Origin of the sequence: Ruminococcus bicirculans (ex Wegman et al. 2014), assembly GCF_000723465.1 — a bacterium.
Classification (GTDB): Bacteria; Bacillota; Clostridia; order Oscillospirales; family Ruminococcaceae; genus Hominimerdicola; species Hominimerdicola aceti.
Genome location: NZ_HF545616.1, coordinates 1,118,318 through 1,134,761 on the forward strand (window position 1 = coordinate 1,118,318; position 16,444 = coordinate 1,134,761).

Annotated in this window: 16 protein-coding genes; 12 read left to right on the plus strand and 4 right to left on the minus strand. The window is 44.2% G+C overall.

All coding sequences use genetic code 11. The features are described 5' to 3' along the window. Positions 1 to 3: 3 nt before the first annotated feature. The 4 genes from RBI_RS05105 to RBI_RS05120 form a co-directional block, all read right to left on the minus strand. A complete protein-coding gene (locus tag RBI_RS05105) occupies positions 4 to 2,274 on the minus strand; it encodes a glycoside hydrolase family 3 C-terminal domain-containing protein (RefSeq protein WP_038671514.1) in 2,271 nt (756 codons plus the stop codon). 80 nt (positions 2,275 to 2,354) lie between these two features. After that, the gene (locus RBI_RS05110) at positions 2,355 to 2,801 is read right to left on the minus strand and encodes a YaiI/YqxD family protein (protein WP_038671516.1); all 447 of its coding nucleotides are present in this window, start codon (positions 2,799 to 2,801) and stop codon (positions 2,355 to 2,357) included. Further along, positions 2,798 to 3,397, minus strand: a complete 600-nt coding sequence (locus RBI_RS05115) for a hypothetical protein (protein ID WP_022287838.1) — start codon at positions 3,395 to 3,397, stop codon at positions 2,798 to 2,800. Before RBI_RS05115 ends, RBI_RS05110 begins: the two co-directional genes overlap by 4 nt. 127 nt (positions 3,398 to 3,524) lie before the next feature. Beyond that, entirely contained in the window at positions 3,525 to 4,457 is a 933-nt protein-coding gene (locus RBI_RS05120; RefSeq protein WP_038671504.1) for an IS481 family transposase, read from the minus strand. 262 nt (positions 4,458 to 4,719) lie between these two features. On the opposite strand from RBI_RS05120, the gene glmS reads away from it, so the two are divergent. The 12 genes from glmS to RBI_RS05180 all read left to right on the plus strand — a co-directional run bounded on the left by glmS (position 4,720) and on the right by RBI_RS05180 (position 16,403). Further along, complete coding sequence (gene glmS / locus RBI_RS05125; protein WP_038671519.1) at positions 4,720 to 6,540, plus strand: glutamine--fructose-6-phosphate transaminase (isomerizing); 1,821 nt, start codon at positions 4,720 to 4,722, stop codon at positions 6,538 to 6,540. Between the two features lie 53 nt (positions 6,541 to 6,593). Continuing rightward, a complete protein-coding gene (locus RBI_RS05130; protein WP_038671522.1) occupies positions 6,594 to 7,241 on the plus strand; it encodes an HAD family hydrolase in 648 nt (215 codons plus the stop codon). A 140-nt stretch (positions 7,242 to 7,381) separates the two neighbouring features. Then, positions 7,382 to 8,260: a YicC/YloC family endoribonuclease gene (locus RBI_RS05135; RefSeq protein WP_022287841.1), complete on the plus strand. Its 879-nt coding sequence runs from the start codon at positions 7,382 to 7,384 to the stop codon at positions 8,258 to 8,260. 14 nt (positions 8,261 to 8,274) lie between these two features. Beyond that, positions 8,275 to 8,532, plus strand: coding sequence for an extracellular matrix/biofilm regulator RemA (gene remA / locus RBI_RS05140; protein ID WP_022287842.1), 258 nt, complete (start codon positions 8,275 to 8,277; stop codon positions 8,530 to 8,532). Next, a complete protein-coding gene (gmk, locus tag RBI_RS05145; protein WP_022287843.1) occupies positions 8,525 to 9,169 on the plus strand; it encodes a guanylate kinase in 645 nt (214 codons plus the stop codon). Before remA ends, gmk begins: the two co-directional genes overlap by 8 nt. Next, positions 9,159 to 9,368: a DNA-directed RNA polymerase subunit omega gene (gene rpoZ, locus RBI_RS05150; protein ID WP_022287844.1), complete on the plus strand. Its 210-nt coding sequence runs from the start codon at positions 9,159 to 9,161 to the stop codon at positions 9,366 to 9,368. The genes gmk and rpoZ overlap by 11 nt, the downstream gene beginning before the upstream one ends. Positions 9,369 to 9,398: 30 nt before the next feature. Then, a complete protein-coding gene (gene priA / locus RBI_RS05155) occupies positions 9,399 to 11,864 on the plus strand; it encodes a primosomal protein N' (protein ID WP_242843617.1) in 2,466 nt (821 codons plus the stop codon). A gap of 18 nt (positions 11,865 to 11,882) precedes the next feature. Continuing rightward, positions 11,883 to 12,344 carry a peptide deformylase gene (def, locus tag RBI_RS05160; protein WP_022287846.1) on the plus strand — a complete coding sequence of 154 codons (462 nt, stop codon included), beginning with the start codon at positions 11,883 to 11,885 and terminating at the stop codon, positions 12,342 to 12,344. Continuing rightward, positions 12,344 to 13,276 (plus strand): methionyl-tRNA formyltransferase, encoded by a 933-nt coding sequence (fmt, locus tag RBI_RS05165; protein ID WP_038671526.1) that lies wholly within the window; start codon positions 12,344 to 12,346, stop codon positions 13,274 to 13,276. The genes def and fmt overlap by 1 nt, the downstream gene beginning before the upstream one ends. Before the next feature lie 12 nt (positions 13,277 to 13,288). Continuing rightward, positions 13,289 to 14,605 (plus strand): 16S rRNA (cytosine(967)-C(5))-methyltransferase RsmB, encoded by a 1,317-nt coding sequence (gene rsmB, locus RBI_RS05170; RefSeq protein WP_038671528.1) that lies wholly within the window; start codon positions 13,289 to 13,291, stop codon positions 14,603 to 14,605. Between the two features lie 4 nt (positions 14,606 to 14,609). Further along, positions 14,610 to 15,656, plus strand: coding sequence for a 23S rRNA (adenine(2503)-C(2))-methyltransferase RlmN (gene rlmN / locus RBI_RS05175; protein ID WP_038671530.1), 1,047 nt, complete (start codon positions 14,610 to 14,612; stop codon positions 15,654 to 15,656). Positions 15,657 to 15,665: 9 nt separating this feature from the next. Further along, a complete protein-coding gene (locus RBI_RS05180) occupies positions 15,666 to 16,403 on the plus strand; it encodes a Stp1/IreP family PP2C-type Ser/Thr phosphatase (protein ID WP_242843618.1) in 738 nt (245 codons plus the stop codon). Positions 16,404 to 16,444 lie beyond the last annotated feature (41 nt).

Sequence of the window (16,444 nt, forward strand, 5' to 3'; positions counted from 1 at the left end):
TGATTATTTTTCTGCAAGCATTTCGTTGAGATTTTCCACCATTTCTGACATCTTCGCTCTTGTGATGTCTGGAACATTTGTAAATGTAACAAGGGTTCTCAGTGGCATATCTCGTATCATTGCTTCCATCATTTCCTTTGCAGAAGCGCCAAGATCGTCGGAAGCCGTGTCGCCAAAATCGCAGTCTATTTTGCTTAAAATGTTCTCGAACATAGCTCTGCCCTCTGGGATAGAATTTATCTCGCCACAGGTGGTGTTCAAGGTGAAATGCACTGGGAGTTTTGTATCGGAAGATACATAAACAGAAGTCGAAAGTCTGATATCTCTTGAAGAAGAGCCTGCCTCGATAATAAACTCACCATATTCAACGAACCAATCGTGTATATCAGGCTCGTAGTATGCAAATGAACGCTTATCAAGGTGGAACACAGCCTTTTTGGTCTCGCCAGCTTTAAGAAAAAGCTTTTCAAAGCCCTTAAGCTCACGGACAGGTCTGCGCACTGAGCTTTCCTTGTCGGAAACGTAAAGCTGAACGATCTCCATACCGTCTCTGTCGCCTGTGTTTGTTACGTCCACCATGACCGTCAGGGTCTTGTCGTCTTTTATCTCGTTTTCTGAAACAGTAAGATTGCTGTATTCAAAGGTTGTGTATGAAAGTCCGTGACCAAATGGGAACAGTGGCTTTATGCCCTTTTCATCATAATATCTGTAGCCCACGAAAATTCCCTCGGCATAGTCAACATCGTCCATATTTCCCGGGAAATTAAGATAAGACGGATTATGTGAAAGCTTTTCAGGGAAAGTTTCCGCAAGCTTTCCGCTAGGGTTAGCTTCGCCAAAAAGCAGAGCCTTTTCAGCAGTGCCGATGTTCTGTCCGCCAAGATACATTTCAAGTATGCCATTCACCTTATCTGCAAACGGCATTTCAACAGCCGAGCCGTTGTGGAGAACGATAACAACGTTCTTGTTTACCTTTGCAACTTCATCAATAAGCTTGAGCTGACAATCAGGCATTCTCATATGCTTTCTGTCAAAGCCCTCAGATTCAAAGCTTTCGGGCAGACCTGCGAAGATAACGGCAACATCGCTGTTTTTGGCAAGCTCCACAGCTTCATCGAGAAGCTCGTCAACAGTTTCGTCACGGTCGGTGACGAAGCCCTGTGCGTATGTGATATTATCCATGCCCTTGACAGCTTCAAGAGCAGATGTTACCTTAAATGAATTTATGTGAGAGCTTCCACCACCCTGATAACGTGGCTTGTCGGCAAATTCGCCAATGAAAGCTATCTTTGCAGACTTGTCAAGCGGCAGTATCTTATCATCATTTTTGAGCAGTACCGCACATTCGGACTCTATCTTGCCTGCAAGTTCATGCTGCTTTTCTTTATCCCACTTTGTTGCAGGGGCATAGCCGTCCTCGGCTTTCTGAATAAGCGTAAGCACGTTTCTAACAGCCTTGTCAAGGTCTTTCATTGAAAGCGAGCCGTTGTTTACGGCTTCTATGATAAGCTCGTCATTCTTGCCGTTGCTGGTAGGCATCTCAAGGTCAAGACCTGCGGCAATGCCAAGAGGTCTGTCATCAACTGCGCCCCAATCGCTAACTACAAGTCCTTCATAGCCCCATTCGTTTCTGAGTATATCAGTAAGCAGAAGCTTGTTCTGCGAGGAATATTCACCGTTTATGCGGTTGTATGAACACATCACTGTCCAAGGCTTTGCTTCCTTGACTGGTGTTTCAAAGGCACTTAAATATATCTCATGGAACGTTCTCTCATCAACGTTGGCAGAATAGCTCATACGTCTTGTTTCCTGATTGTTCATGGCAAAGTGTTTAAGGGAAGTTCCTACGCCCTTGCTCTGAACGCCCTTTATGTGTGCTGTGGCAAGCTGTGAAGCAAGATAAGGGTCTTCCGAGAAGTATTCAAAGTTTCTGCCGCAAAGTGGTGAACGTTTTATGTTACAGCCAGGGCCAAGTATAACGGAAACGTCCTCAGCCTGACACTCCTCGCCAAGAGCCTTGCCGAGAGTTGTAAGCAGCTTTCTGTCAAAAGAGCAAGCAAGTGCGCAGGCACATGGGAAGCATACTGCCTTGATAGCTTCGTTAGGATTGTCTGTATCATCACGCATTTTTCTAAGTCCGTGAGGACCGTCAGACACCATTATGCTTGGTATATCCAGTCTTTTTATTTCCTCAGTGTGCCAGAAGTCAGAGCCTGAGCACAATGAAGCTTTTTCTTCAAGTGTGAGTTCCTTCAAAATCTTGTCTATGTTCATTGTGAAAACCTCTTTTCTATAAAACTATAGTTTGATTGTAACACAATTTTCTATGAAATTCTATATATTTTGTGCATATTTTACATAAAATTAATATTATCTTCGATTAGTTTGGTAAGAGCCACCCTGAAATCCTCGTCCTGCTGTTTGGTGCGCTTTGGCGGACCTTTGAGCCTGCCGCCGCTTCTGCGTATCTTCTTTGCAGTATGTCTTGATAGGAGAAGTGCGTCAATGTTGGAGTTGTCATATATCCTGCCGTTCTGGTCCAGAGCAAGGACGTTTCTTGCAAGACACATTGCCGCAAGCCCATAATCCTGCGTCACGGCAATATCGCCCTTTAGAGCGATGTTCACAAGCTTCATGTCTGCACTGTCTGCACCCTTGTCGACAGTTATCACCTGTGCATAGTCAGAATTGAAAATATGTGAGCTGTCGCAAACTATGATACATTCAAGCCCATGGCTTTTGCTTATAGAAACTGCGATATTCGTAACAGGACAGCCGTCAGCGTCTATAAGTATCCTCACGCCTTGCCGCCTTCTATATAAAATGTAGATTCCATATCTGCAATGTGGGTCGCCAGTGCGAGAGGATACATTTCAAGGGCAAGACCGATACTGTTCTTGTTTTCTTCTCCTGAAAATCCCATATGCCAGCGTATAGCCATGGCTTCCTCACGGGTCAGTCGCATATAGCTGCTTACTATGTAGACCGACTTTTCACCGTGACCATATGGCAGTGTTTCGTGAAATTCATAGTATGGGACTTTCTCCCACACGCCCTGTTCGTTCTTGGCATTGCGGTAGCTTACTCTGTAAAGATTTACCTTGCAGATGTCATGAAGCAGTGAAACGATAGCAATGCTCTCGTCAGAGTATTCCATGTTGTAATCTTCCTTTACACGCTCACGCTCCAGATAGCTTTTCAGGCACTCATAAACGTGTATGCTGTGTTCGCACAAGCCACCCTCGTATGCTCCGTGGTATCTTGTAGAAGCAGGTGCAACAAAGAAGTCGCTGTTTTCTGAAAGCAGATAATTGAGCAGCTTTTCCGAACCCGGGCGCTTTATGTTTTCCGTGTAGATCTCAACGAATTTGTCTTTAAGTTCTGTTACCTTTGACATAGTTGACCTCCTGTAAAAATATTATATTATGATAAGCTTTAGCGTTTTAGTTTTACCAAACTAATTATAACATATTTTTTGTAAGATTAACAGTACTTTTCGCTAATTTTTGCATTTTGTAGGTTTGTCAATCATATTGGACACTATTATTAAGAAATTCGATAGGCGAAAACCATTTGAGGGGACGCATAGGACGGTTGTTTGTTCGACTTAAACGTGCAGCTAGCTGCACGTTTAAGTCGTCGCAGGAATAAAACCTATGGCACGAATAGAATTTGTTGTGATCTTCTCGGTGACTGCGCTCTACTTTGCCATTGTGCCTAGGCGTATATGGACGAATGAGTTTGTGTTCAATGCCAAGTTGTGAGAGCGTATTCTCAAACAGCGTTTTCTTGTCTCTTTTGCTTGGCGAAAAGCGGTTAGTAAATTCAAATCCATTGTCGGTCTGAATACATTTCACCGTTATTCCTCTGCGTTTGTACCATTTCACCAGCCTTTTTACAAAGTCTGCTGAAGAATAGGTGCTTTGCTCCTCATATCCGTATAAAAATCTTATCCTGGTATACTCATCGATCGCCGTGTATTGGTACAGCTTCATCTCTGGGTCAGCTATACACTTTCTCGGAACTACCTTTACGTCCACCTGAACACGTTCTCCGGGGTATGTCATCTGCTCGTATGGCTTTGGTTTATACGTCGCTTTCTTCGGCTTTTTCGGAAGCATTCCTAGTTTTTTCATAACCCTGTAAAGACTTTCAAGACAGCGTGTATACCCTTGCTTCCTGAGACGATGCCATAGTTCGGGAAGCTCAAGTGTCGGGTTCCGTTTGTGATACCTTTTGATAAGATCTATTTCTTCCTTGGTATGCTCATTGGGATGATGATGCGGTCGGCGTGATTTAACTGCAAGGGACTCCACACTTCCGTCCCAGCGTTTCAGCCAGAAATATATATATGAACGTGATTTATTGTATTTTCTGCTCGCTCGGCTCACTCCATATTTCTTTGCGTAATTCATTAAGGATTGACGAAACTTCATATCTTGTGTTATACTATTCATGAGAGATAGGCTTCCTTTCTGATTTGAATTTGGTGTGGTAACTTTATTTTATCAGATTTTTGTCTATCTCTCTTTTCTTTTTTCTTAATTTTGTCCAATATCTATTGTAGCACTACAAGTACTTTTCGCTAATTTTTGCATTTGCTATTGCTTTTTCATGCAAAATATGCTATGATATATTATATTTATGTGGATATGGTTTGGAAAAATATAAGAAATTTAATGATTTTTAACAAATGAGAATGAAAGGAGTTGCTTATACATGTGCGGAATAGTAGGCTATGTGGGAAAAAAGGATTGTACAAAGGTGCTGCTTGACTCACTGTCAAAGCTTGAATACAGAGGTTATGACTCAGCAGGAATAGCTGTTTTTGAGAACGATGCTATCAAGACAAAAAAGACAAAGGGCAGACTTGCTGACCTTGAAGAAAAGCTTAAAAGAGAGGGTTGGCTCAACGGTACTTGCGGTATAGGTCACACACGCTGGGCTACACACGGCGAGCCGTCTGATATAAATTCACACCCTCACGGAAATGCGAATATTTCTATCGTTCATAATGGTATCATTGAAAACTACAGAACTATCAAGGATTTTCTGCTGAAAAAGGGATATGTCTTTGAATCTCAGACAGATACAGAAACAGTTGCAAAGCTTCTTGATTATTATTATGAGGGCGACCCTATGGCGACAATACAGAAGGTTCTTGCTGAGATAGAGGGTTCATATGCTCTGGGTATCATATTCAAGGATTTTCCAAGAAGAATATATGCAGTAAGAAAGGATTCTCCTCTTATCGTTGCAGTTGGCGAGGACGAAGCTTTTATAGCTTCTGATGTGCCTGCAATACTGAAATATACGAAGAATTACTATCTTCTTGACGAGAACGAGATAGCTGTCCTTGACGATGGCAAGGTGGAGTTCTTTGACGTTCACGGAATGCCGGTTGAGAAAGAGATGCTCGTTGCTGACTTTGATATGGAAGCCGCTGAGAAGGGCGGATATGCTCACTTTATGCTCAAAGAGATTCACGAACAGCCAACAGCTATAAAAACAACTATCACACCAAGAATAGTTGACGGTATGCCAAACCTTGAAGAGTGTGGTCTTACATATGACAGACTCAAGGGCTATAACAACATCTTCGTTGTTGCCTGCGGTACTGCTATGCACGCAGGTCTTGTGGGCAAGTATGTGCTTGAAAAGATTGGCAGGGTACCTGTTACAGTGGATATGGCTTCTGAGTTCAGATACAGAGATCCTATCATTGCAAAGGGAGATCTTGTTATTCTTGTTTCACAGTCAGGTGAAACAGCCGATACTCTCGCAGCCCTTAGAATGGCTAAGGAGAGGGGTGCTGAAACACTTTCTATCGTAAACGTAAAAGGCTCGTCTATCGCAAGAGAGTCTGATATGGTGCTTTACACCCATGCAGGCCCTGAGATATCTGTAGCTTCCACAAAGGCATATATCGTTCAGCTTTCTGTATTCTATCTGCTGAGTTTTGCTATAGCATACGCTCACGGAGCTATCTCAAAAGAGGAGTGCATGAGACTTACAGCAGAGCTTCAGAACGTTCCTAATATGCTTGAAGTTGTCCTTAAAACACCTGATAATTGTCAGTATGTTGCTTCACAGCTTGTAAACAAGGAAAATCTTCTTTATATCGGCAGAGGTCTTGACTATGCGCTTTCTATGGAAGGCTCACTGAAGCTTAAAGAGATATCATATATCCACTCTGAGTCATATGCCGCAGGCGAGCTTAAGCATGGCACTATCTCACTGGTAACAAACAATATGCCTGTTATCGCAGTTGCAACACAAAGAGAGCTTCTTGACAAGACCATAAGCAACGTCAAGGAGGTCAAGGCAAGAGGAGCATACGTTGTCCTTGTTACTCACGGATATATCAACGTTGACGATGAGGTGGCAGATTATAAGATCGGTCTGCCGACAATAGACGATCTGCTCATGCCTATGCTGACAGTGGTTCCTTTGCAGCTTATCGCTTACTATACCTCAGTTCTCAGAGGCAATGACGTTGACAAGCCGAGAAATCTTGCAAAATCAGTTACAGTTGAATAAAATACAGGGCAATCCGCAAAGGGTTGCCCTTGCTGTTTGAAAAGGAGTTTATTATGAGCAAATATAGATATTTTGTTTTCGATTTTGACCTTACTCTTGCAGACTCTTCCGAGGGTATTCTGGAGTGCTTTAAGCACGTTTTGAAAGAGTTTGGTTATCAACCAAAGGACGACAGGACTATCTACAACACCATAGGCATGACCCTTGTTGACGCTTTCGACCTGCTGACAGATATGCCTGACAATCCTCAGCGTGAGGATATGCGCAAGGCTTATGTAAAAAAGGCAGACGAAGTAATGGTGAAGAAAACATATTTTTATGACGATACTATCGCACTCTTACAGACCTTGCAGAACGCAGGGGTAAAAGTCGGCATAGTTTCCACGAAATATCGCTATAGGATAGTCAATACTTTCAATGAGCAGGCAGGCTCTTTGCCTGTAGATATCATAGTTGGCGGAGAGGATGTCACAAAGGCAAAGCCTGACCCGCAGGGACTTGACCTGATAGTAGAGCGTTTCGGTGCGGATAAATCGGACGTGCTTTATATAGGCGACAGCTACATCGACGCCGAAACTGCACTCAATTCAGGGGTGGATTTTGCAGGAGTAACAACTGGCTCTACCACTAAAGAGGATTTTGAAAAATACCCTCATATCTATATCGGCTCGTCACTGTTGGACATATTTCAGAATATATAAATTTTAAGTAAATATAATTTTAAATAAATGTGAAAAACTATTGCTATTTACGGAGCTTGATGTTATAATATAATTTGATGTACTATGTTAAGTACCAAGCGGATAACATAAATATTATTATATGAAAGGACGGGTATGCTATGATAAAAAGCATGACCGGTTTCGGCAGAGAGCATATCGTGGCAAACGGCAGAGAGATAATCGTTGAGATACGCTCTGTAAACCACAGATATTATGAATTTACTTCGAGAACTCCGAGAGCCTACGGCTATCTTGATGAAAAGCTGAAAGGCTTTCTTAAAAGCGGTATTTCCCGTGGTAAGGTAGAGGCATCTGTTTCTATCTATAATCAGGAGGGTACTGACGCTGAGATAGAGCTGAACAAGGCTGTTGCAAAGGGCTATCTTGACGCACTGAGAGGTGCGGCTGACGAGCTTGACCTTGATGACGATATCACACTGTCACATATCATGAAACTTCCTGATGTGTTCACAGTTGTGAAGAAAACAGATGACGAGGAAGTTATTTGGAACGAGGTCAAGGACGTGGCTCAGGTGGCGTTAGACAGATTTGTTCAGATGCGTGAAACTGAGGGCGTTAAGATGTATGACGATATCAGCGGCAGACTTGATTACATCGAGGAAACTGTGGGCAAGATAGAAGATCAGTCACCTAGCGTTACTGAAAGCTACAGAGAAAGACTTTATGCAAAGATAAAGGAAACTCTCGGCGATAAGGACATAGACGAGCAGAGGATACTTACAGAAGTGGCTATTTTCGCCGATAAGGTGGCAATAGACGAGGAAACAGTAAGGCTCAGAAGCCATATCTCACAGTTCAGAGGGCTTATCAAGTCGGACGAGCCTGTGGGAAGAAAGCTTGACTTCCTTGTGCAGGAGCTTAACCGTGAGGTGAATACTATCGGCTCAAAGGCTAACGATCTCACTATCACAAAAATGGTGGTGGATCTTAAGGCTGAGATCGAAAAGATCAGAGAGCAGATACAGAATATCGAATAACGGCGGTGTGAGATATGCAGCTTATTAATATCGGTTTTGGAAATATGGTGTCCTCCGCAAGAGTCATTGCCATAGTTTCCCCTGAGTCTGCGCCTATAAAGCGTATCATTCAGGAAGCTAAGGATAAGGGTACTCTTATAGACGCCACCTACGGCAGAAGAACAAGAGCAGTGCTTATTATGGACAGCGACCATGTGGTGCTGTCGGCAGTTGCACCTGAAACTGTAGGCGGACGTGCTGCTGTTGACGAGGAGGACGATGACAATGTATAAGAACAATGCAAAGCTGTTTGTTATATCAGCTCCCTCAGGCTGTGGCAAGGGAACTATACTTGCAGAGGTCTTTAAAAACAGAGATGTGTTCTATTCTATATCCTGCACTACAAGAAAGCCCAGAGAGGGCGAAAAGGACGGCGTTCATTATCATTTTATAAGCGATGACAGCTTTAAGAAAATGATAGACAGCGGTGAATTTCTTGAACACGCAGGCTATGTTGGTCATTATTACGGAACACCAAAGAAGCCTGTTCTCGCTAATCTTGAGCAGGGCAGAGATGTTATACTTGAAATTGAAACTAACGGTGCTTTTCAGGTGAAGAAAGCCTTTCCTGAAGCTGTGCTGATGTTTATACTTCCACCGTCTGTTAAGGAGATAGACAGACGGCTTAGAAAGCGTGGAACTGAGTCTGACGATGTTATTGCTGACCGTGTAAGTCAGGCTGCCGGTGAGATCGGCAAAGCCGGCGGTTATGATTATGTGATAATGAACGACGGACTAGAGGACGCTGTGGAAGATTTTGTTGCAGTTATGAACTCCGTGAAAGCCGAGGACGGCAAGGCGGATAAATTCAGATCAGAAAATGATGATACAAAGAAATTAATTGACGAGGTGCTTAATTATGATGCTTAGACCGGCCGTAAGCCAGATTTTGAAGAACAATGAAAGCTATTATTCTCTAGTTATCGCAGTTGCAAAGAGAGCAAGAGAGATCACAAGCGACGCTTTTGACAACAAGCTGGTGCTTGATGAAAAGCCAGTAAAGACAGCAGTTGACGAGCTTTATAATGGCGAATACAAGATAATCGAGGATCCAAGCCTCAGAAAATAATCGAGGCTTTTTATGGGGAGGTGTACGGCTGTGCGTGGAGTTTTTATCGTGGCAAAGGTTGCAATAAGCCGTGCATCATACAGCTTTGACGCACTGTATAGCTATAGTGTGCCAGAGGAGCTGGCTCAGAAAGTGAAAAGCGGAGTGCGTGTGCTTGTGCCTTTTGGCAGAGGAAACCGCAAAGCCGTAGGGTTTGTTGCGAGAACGTATACGGAAGCCGAGTATAACGATAAGCTGAAGCCTGTTATTTCAGTGGTGGACGGGGAAAGCCTTGTAACCGAGGAAATGATGAGGATAATAATGTGGCTGAAAGAAAACACTTTCTGCACCTATTATGACGCTTACAAATCCGTTGTGCCTACAGGCTTTTCCTACACTTTTTCACAGCATTACAGCCTTGTCAATACCTACATTGACGAGGATACTTTGAATGAAGATGAAAAAAATGTGGTGGACTTTCTCCGATGTGCAAAAAGTCAGAGGGAGATAGACAGCTTTCTTGACGTGCATAATGACGCACGAAAGAAGAAAACTGTGGATTCTCTTGTGGATAAGGGCTATGTTGAGATCAGCGACGCTTTGAAAAGAAAAGTCGGTGATGAGAATGTCAGCATGGTAAGGCTTTCTGACGAGTATGTGTCAGGGGAGATACAGACCACTCTTACCCCGAAGCAGACCCTTGTGGTGAAGCTGCTTGAAGAGGGCGGCTGTGCCTCTGTGAAAGAGGTCTGCTATATGACCAACTGCACTTCAAGCATATTAAAAAGGCTTGCTGACAAGAAAGTTATCGTGCAGTATAAATACGAGGTCATGCGTGACGCCATAGGCGAGCTTGGCGAAAGGCAGGACCCTGACGATATCATATTAAATGATGAACAATCAGCGGCATATGAGGGCATAATGGGGCTTATAAAAGCCGAAAAGCCCGCAGGTGCGTTGCTTTACGGCGTTACGGGAAGCGGCAAGACGTCTGTGTTCATAAAGCTTATAAGAAGCGTTATGGATATGGGCAAAACAGCGGTCATGCTCGTTCCTGAAATATCCCTTACACCGCAGATGCTCGGCAAATTCAAGTCACTTTTCGGTGATAAGATAGCCGTTATGCACTCGTCATTGTCGTTGGGACAGCGTACTGACGAGTTCAAACGTGTAATGCGTGGGGAAGCAAGAATAGTTATCGGCACAAGAAGTGCAATATTTGCTCCTGTCACCAACGTTGGAATAATCATCATGGACGAAGAGGGCGAGCCGTCATATAAGTCGGACTCAACGCCTAGATACCATGCACGAGATGTTGCCATACAGCGGTGCGGATATAATAACTGCGTGCTGTTGATGGCTTCTGCAACGCCGTCGCTGGAGAGCTTTTATTACGCTCAAAAGGGCAGATATCACTTGTTTGAGCTTAAAAACAGATATTCAAAGTCGCCCCTGCCGGCAGTCGAGATAGTCGATATGCAGGAGGAAGCGGCAGAGGGCAATGACAGCTTGCTCAGCCGTGTTATGTGTGATAAGCTCACAGAAGTGCTTGCGAAAAAAGAGCAGGCTATCCTGCTTCTGAACAGGCGTGGCTATACAACGTATATCACTTGCATGGACTGCCGACAGCCTGTGGCTTGCCCTAATTGCAATATACCCCTGACCTATCACAAGAAAAATGATCGGTATATGTGCCACTACTGCGGATATACCATGGATAATATAGAGCACTGTCCACAGTGCGGCTCACAGCGGCTCAAATCAAGCGGTGTGGGAACTCAGCGTGTGGAGGACGAGCTTGAAAGGCTTTTTCCGCAGGCAAGGCTTCTGCGAATGGACGCTGACACCACTTCTTCGAGATATTCCTATGAGGAGAATTTCAAGGCGTTTGAGAAAGGCGAGTATGATATAATGCTCGGCACTCAAATGATAGCAAAGGGACTTAATTTCCCTAACGTCACAATGGTGGGTGTCATATCCCTTGACAAGGCACTGTTCACAGGGGATTTTCGCAGCTATGAGAGAACATTTTCACTGCTCACTCAGGTGGCAGGAAGAAGCGGCAGAGGAGATAAACCAGGGGTCGCATACATTCAGACCTTTGTGCCTGACCATTATGTGCTGAACCTTGCGGCAGAGCAAAATTATGATGAGTTTTATAAAGAGGAGATAGCACTGAGAAAGTCGCTGACATATCCGCCTTTTTGCGATATATGCGTCATAGGCTTTTCGGCACCCCTTGAAAGCAAGGTAATAGGCGCTTCACGCTGGGTGACTCAGCTTATAAAAGAGTATATCTCACAGCACAAGGTGAATTTTCCCCTTAGAGCGCTAGGCCCTGCACCATGCACATTTGAAATGATAAATAATCGCTACAGATACAGACTTATCCTGAAAACACGCAATACTGCGAATTTTCGTGAGATGATAAAGCACGTTCTGGGCGAGTTCTATAAAAATAAAGATTATCAGACAGTTCGTATCTATGCCGACATAAACGGCGATATCGGGCTTTAAGAAAGGATAGTTAAATAAATGGCACTCAGAAAAATACTTAATAAGAGCGACGAGATTCTTCACAAGGTCTGCAAGCCTGTTACAGAATTTGACGACAAGCTTGGTCAGCTTCTTGACGATATGACAGAAACACTCAAGAACGCCAACGGCGTTGGTCTTGCAGGTCCACAGGTGGCAAAGCTGAGAAGAGTGGTCGTTATAATAATCGACGATAAGGTTTACGAGCTTATCAACCCTGAGATAACATGGCAGAGCGAGGAAAAGCAGAGAGTTCTGGAGGGCTGTCTTTCATGCCCGAACGAGTGGGGCTATGTTACAAGACCTATGAGAGTTAAGTTCAAGGCGCAGGACAGACACGGCAAGTGGTATGAAATGGAAGTATCAGAGCTGTTTGCACAGTGCGTTTGCCATGAGCTTGCACACCTTGAGGGTCATCTGTTTACTGAGATAGTTGAAGAATTTGTAGAGGTCGAGGACTAATGAAAATAATCTTTATGGGTACGCCTGATTTTGCCGTACCAACGCTGAAAAAGCTTTATGACAGCGGATATGAGGTGCAGGCTGTTTTCACTCAGCCTGATAAGCCAAAGGGCAGAGGCTATAAGCTTACTCCGCCCCCTGTAAAGGTGCTTGCGCAGGAGCATGACACAACTGTTTATCAGCCGCAAAGCCTTAAAAAAGACGGCGAGGGGTATGTTAAAATTATCAATGACCTTGCCCCTGATTGTATCGTGGTGGCGGCTTATGGCAAAATGCTCCCTAAGTCGGTGCTTGATATACCAAGGCTTGGCTGTGTGAACGTCCATGGCTCGCTGCTTCCTAAATATCGTGGAGCAGGTCCGATACAGTGGGCTGTGCTTAATGACGAAGCTGAAACTGGAATTACAACGATGCTTATGGGCGAGGGCATGGATACAGGAGATATCCTTGTGGAAAAGGCTACTCCTATTGGCGAGAACGAAACAGCCGCAGAGCTTTTTGACAGACTTGCCGAAATGGGTGCAGAGGTGCTTGTTGATACCCTTGAAAAGCTCAATAAGGGCGAGATAACCCCTGTTAAGCAGGACGAGAGCCTTGCGACTTATGCACCAATGCTCTCAAAGGAGCTTTGCCCTATAGATTTCACAAAGCCAGTGAGAAAGATACACAAGCAGATATGCGGTCTGTCTGATTGGCCATGCGCTACTACAGTGCTTGAGGGCAGAAGGCTGAAAGTATATAAGTCTGAGATAGCTTCCACAAAGCCTTGCGGAAAGCCTGCAGGCACTGTGGTGGATAACAGCGACTTTTCCGTTGCCTGCTCAGACGGAGTCATAAGATTTACTCAGGTGCAGGCTGAGGGCTCAAAGAGAATGGATACCGCTGATTTTCTCAGAGGCAGACATATCGAGAACGGCACTGTGCTGGGATAATTCGGAGGAACTATGGGAAACGCCAGAAAAACGGTTTTAAGGCTGCTTACAAGGCTTGAAAACAGCGGTTCATATTCAAATATACTTCTTGACGAGGGTCTTGAAAGGTCTGACCTTTCACCTCAGGACAAGAAATTCGCCGCAGCACTTTTCTACGGCGTTTTGGAAAGACAGATAACTCTTGATAACATTATTCGGGAATATTCACGCAACCCTAAGAATAAGCTTGGTACTGAGGTCAGAGTTATACTGAGAATGGGTCTTTATCAGCTTTTATATATGGACTCTGTTCCTGACAATGCGGCTGTGGACGAGTCTGTGAAGCTTGCGAAGAAAAACAGAAATCCTGCGGCAAGCGGATTTATAAACGCAATGCTAAGGGAGTTTATAAGAAACAACAAAAAGCTTCCAAAGGGCAGAAATGCCACGGAGGAGCTTTCTATAGAATACTCCGCACCTGTATGGCTGACGGAGAAGTGGACAAGGGAATACGGCAAGGACATCTGCCTTGAAATGCTGAAAACCTCTGTGGGACAGGCACCTGTCACCGCAAGAGTGAACACGGCCTTTCATTCTCTTGAAAGCACACTGGATATGCTCGCCGAGGAGGGCATTACCTTTGAAAGGCTGTCAGTCCTGCCTGATTGCATAAGGATATGCGGTGCAGGGGCGGTGGAGCATACTAAGGCTTACAAAGAGGGCAGGATACACGTTCAGGATCTTTCGAGCCAGCTTTGCTGTGCGGCTCTTGATCCTAAGGAGAACGATACAGTTCTTGACCTTTGTGCCGCACCCGGTGGAAAGACCTTTACCATTGCCGAGCGTATGAACAACAAGGGCAGAGTGCTTGCTTTTGATCTGCATAAAAATCGTGCAGGGCTTATTGAAAGCGGTGCCAAAAGGCTTGGGCTTGACTGCATAAGGGCAGGTGTCAACAACGCAAAGGTCTATGACGAGAAAATGCCAAAGGCTGACAAAGTGCTTTGCGACGCACCTTGTTCCGGACTTGGCGTAATAAGAAGAAAACCTGAGATAAAGTATAAAGAACCCTCAGATTTCGACAGACTTCCTGAAATACAGTATGATATACTGAAAACGTCAGCGGAGTATGTAAAAGTCGGCGGAACGCTGGTGTATTCCACCTGCACGCTGTCAAGGGCGGAAAATGATGAGGTGGCAGACAGATTTTTGGCTGAACACCCTGATTTTGAGCCTGCACCGCTAGGCGAGGCTTTCGGCAGCGACAGCGGTCTTTGCAGAATGTCTATCACACCTGCAAAATATAATTCAGACGGATTTTTTATTGCTAAGTTTATCAGGCTGAGGTGATCTTTTGGTAGCATTTGATGATAATGGAAAAATAGATATATTGGGGCTTCTGCCTGACGAGCTGGAAGCCAAGATACTAAAGCTTGGAGAAAAGAAGTTCCGTGCAGGGCAGATATTTGACTGGCTTCATGTAAAGCGAGTGTCAAGTTTTGATGAAATGACTAATCTATCTGTACAATTAAGGAATCTGCTCAATGAAAAATTTTGTTTAAAATCACTATTTGTGTCAAAAAAGCTTGAATCTCATACCGATAATACTGTAAAATATCTATATGAGCTTGAGGACGGAAATCATGTGGAATCCGTAATAATGGAATACAACTACGGAAACACCATTTGCGTGTCAACTCAGGTGGGTTGCAAAATGGGCTGTCGCTTTTGTGCGTCAACTATTGCAGGCTTCAAGCGTGATCTGACTTCCTCGGAGATTCTGGGACAGATATACGCTTCTGAGCGTGACAGCGGAAGAAAGATATCAGGCGTGGTGCTTATGGGAATAGGCGAGCCTATGGATAACTTTGATAATGTGGTGAATTTCCTTGAAGTGCTGTCCTGTCCAAAGGGCTTTAATATGTCGTTAAGGCACGTTTCAGTGTCTACCTGCGGCATTGTGCCGAGGATATATGAGCTTGCAGAGAAAAAGCTTGGCATAACATTGTCTATCTCTTTGCACGCTTCCAATAATAAGAGCAGGAGCGAGATAATGCCCGTTAATGACAGGTATGATATCAACGAGCTTCTTGCCGCCTGCCGATACTATTTTAAGGTAACAGGCAGGAGAATTTCTTTTGAATATGCTTTGATAGACGGGCATAACGATTCTATGGAGGACGCAAGGGAGCTTGCTGAGCTTCTGGGCGGATTTGTCTGTCATGTGAATATAATCCCTGTTAATAAGATAAAGGAGCGTAATTATCATTCTGACAGAAAGTCAGCCAACAGATTCAGAGGATATCTGGAGAAGCTTGGGATAAACGCTACTGTGAGGCGGACCTTGGGTGCGGATATAGACGCTGCCTGCGGTCAGCTAAGACGAGAATATGAGATCTGATAAAAGGTGGTGAATCGCTTGTTTATAGCGTCTGATACAGACATCGGAAAAAAACGCAGTGAAAATCAGGACAGAGTGCATGCTGAATTTCTAGCTGACAATGTTGCCGTTGCGGTGGTCTGTGACGGTATGGGCGGAGCGTCATCAGGCGGAGTTGCCAGTCAGCTTGCCATTGACGCAGTAGTAAAACGTATCAAGGAAAATTTCAGAAAAGATATGAAACCAAATTCCATAAGAAATCTTATGCTCACTTCAGTGCATTATGCGAATACGATCGTGTATGGCAAGAGCAAGGAGGATATTGACAAAAACGGTATGGGTACTACCTGCGTTGCGGCATTGGTGGTGGATAAGACCGTCTATATGGTGAGCGTGGGCGACAGCCGTGGATATCTTCTTACCAAGGACGGTATAGCTCAGATAACCACTGACCATACTTATGTGGAAATGCTTTATAGGTCGGGTCAGATAACCAAAGAAGAAGCGAAAAATCATCATATGAGAAACGTTATCACAAAGGCTGTGGGCGTTGAATCAGATGTTGAGGTCGATTATTTCGAGCTTGAAGAAAATGATAATTTTGCGGTGCTGCTTTGCTCTGACGGTCTGACCAATTATTGCACAGACAATATGATATATGAAACTGTGTTTGGCAATAATCTTGACGAGGCTATAAAACAGCTTATTGCTTTCGCAAATGAATGCGGCGGTAAAGATAATATTACTGCTGCGGTAATAGCAAATTAATGGAATGACAATAAAACATGAATAATATAGGAGTTGAATTA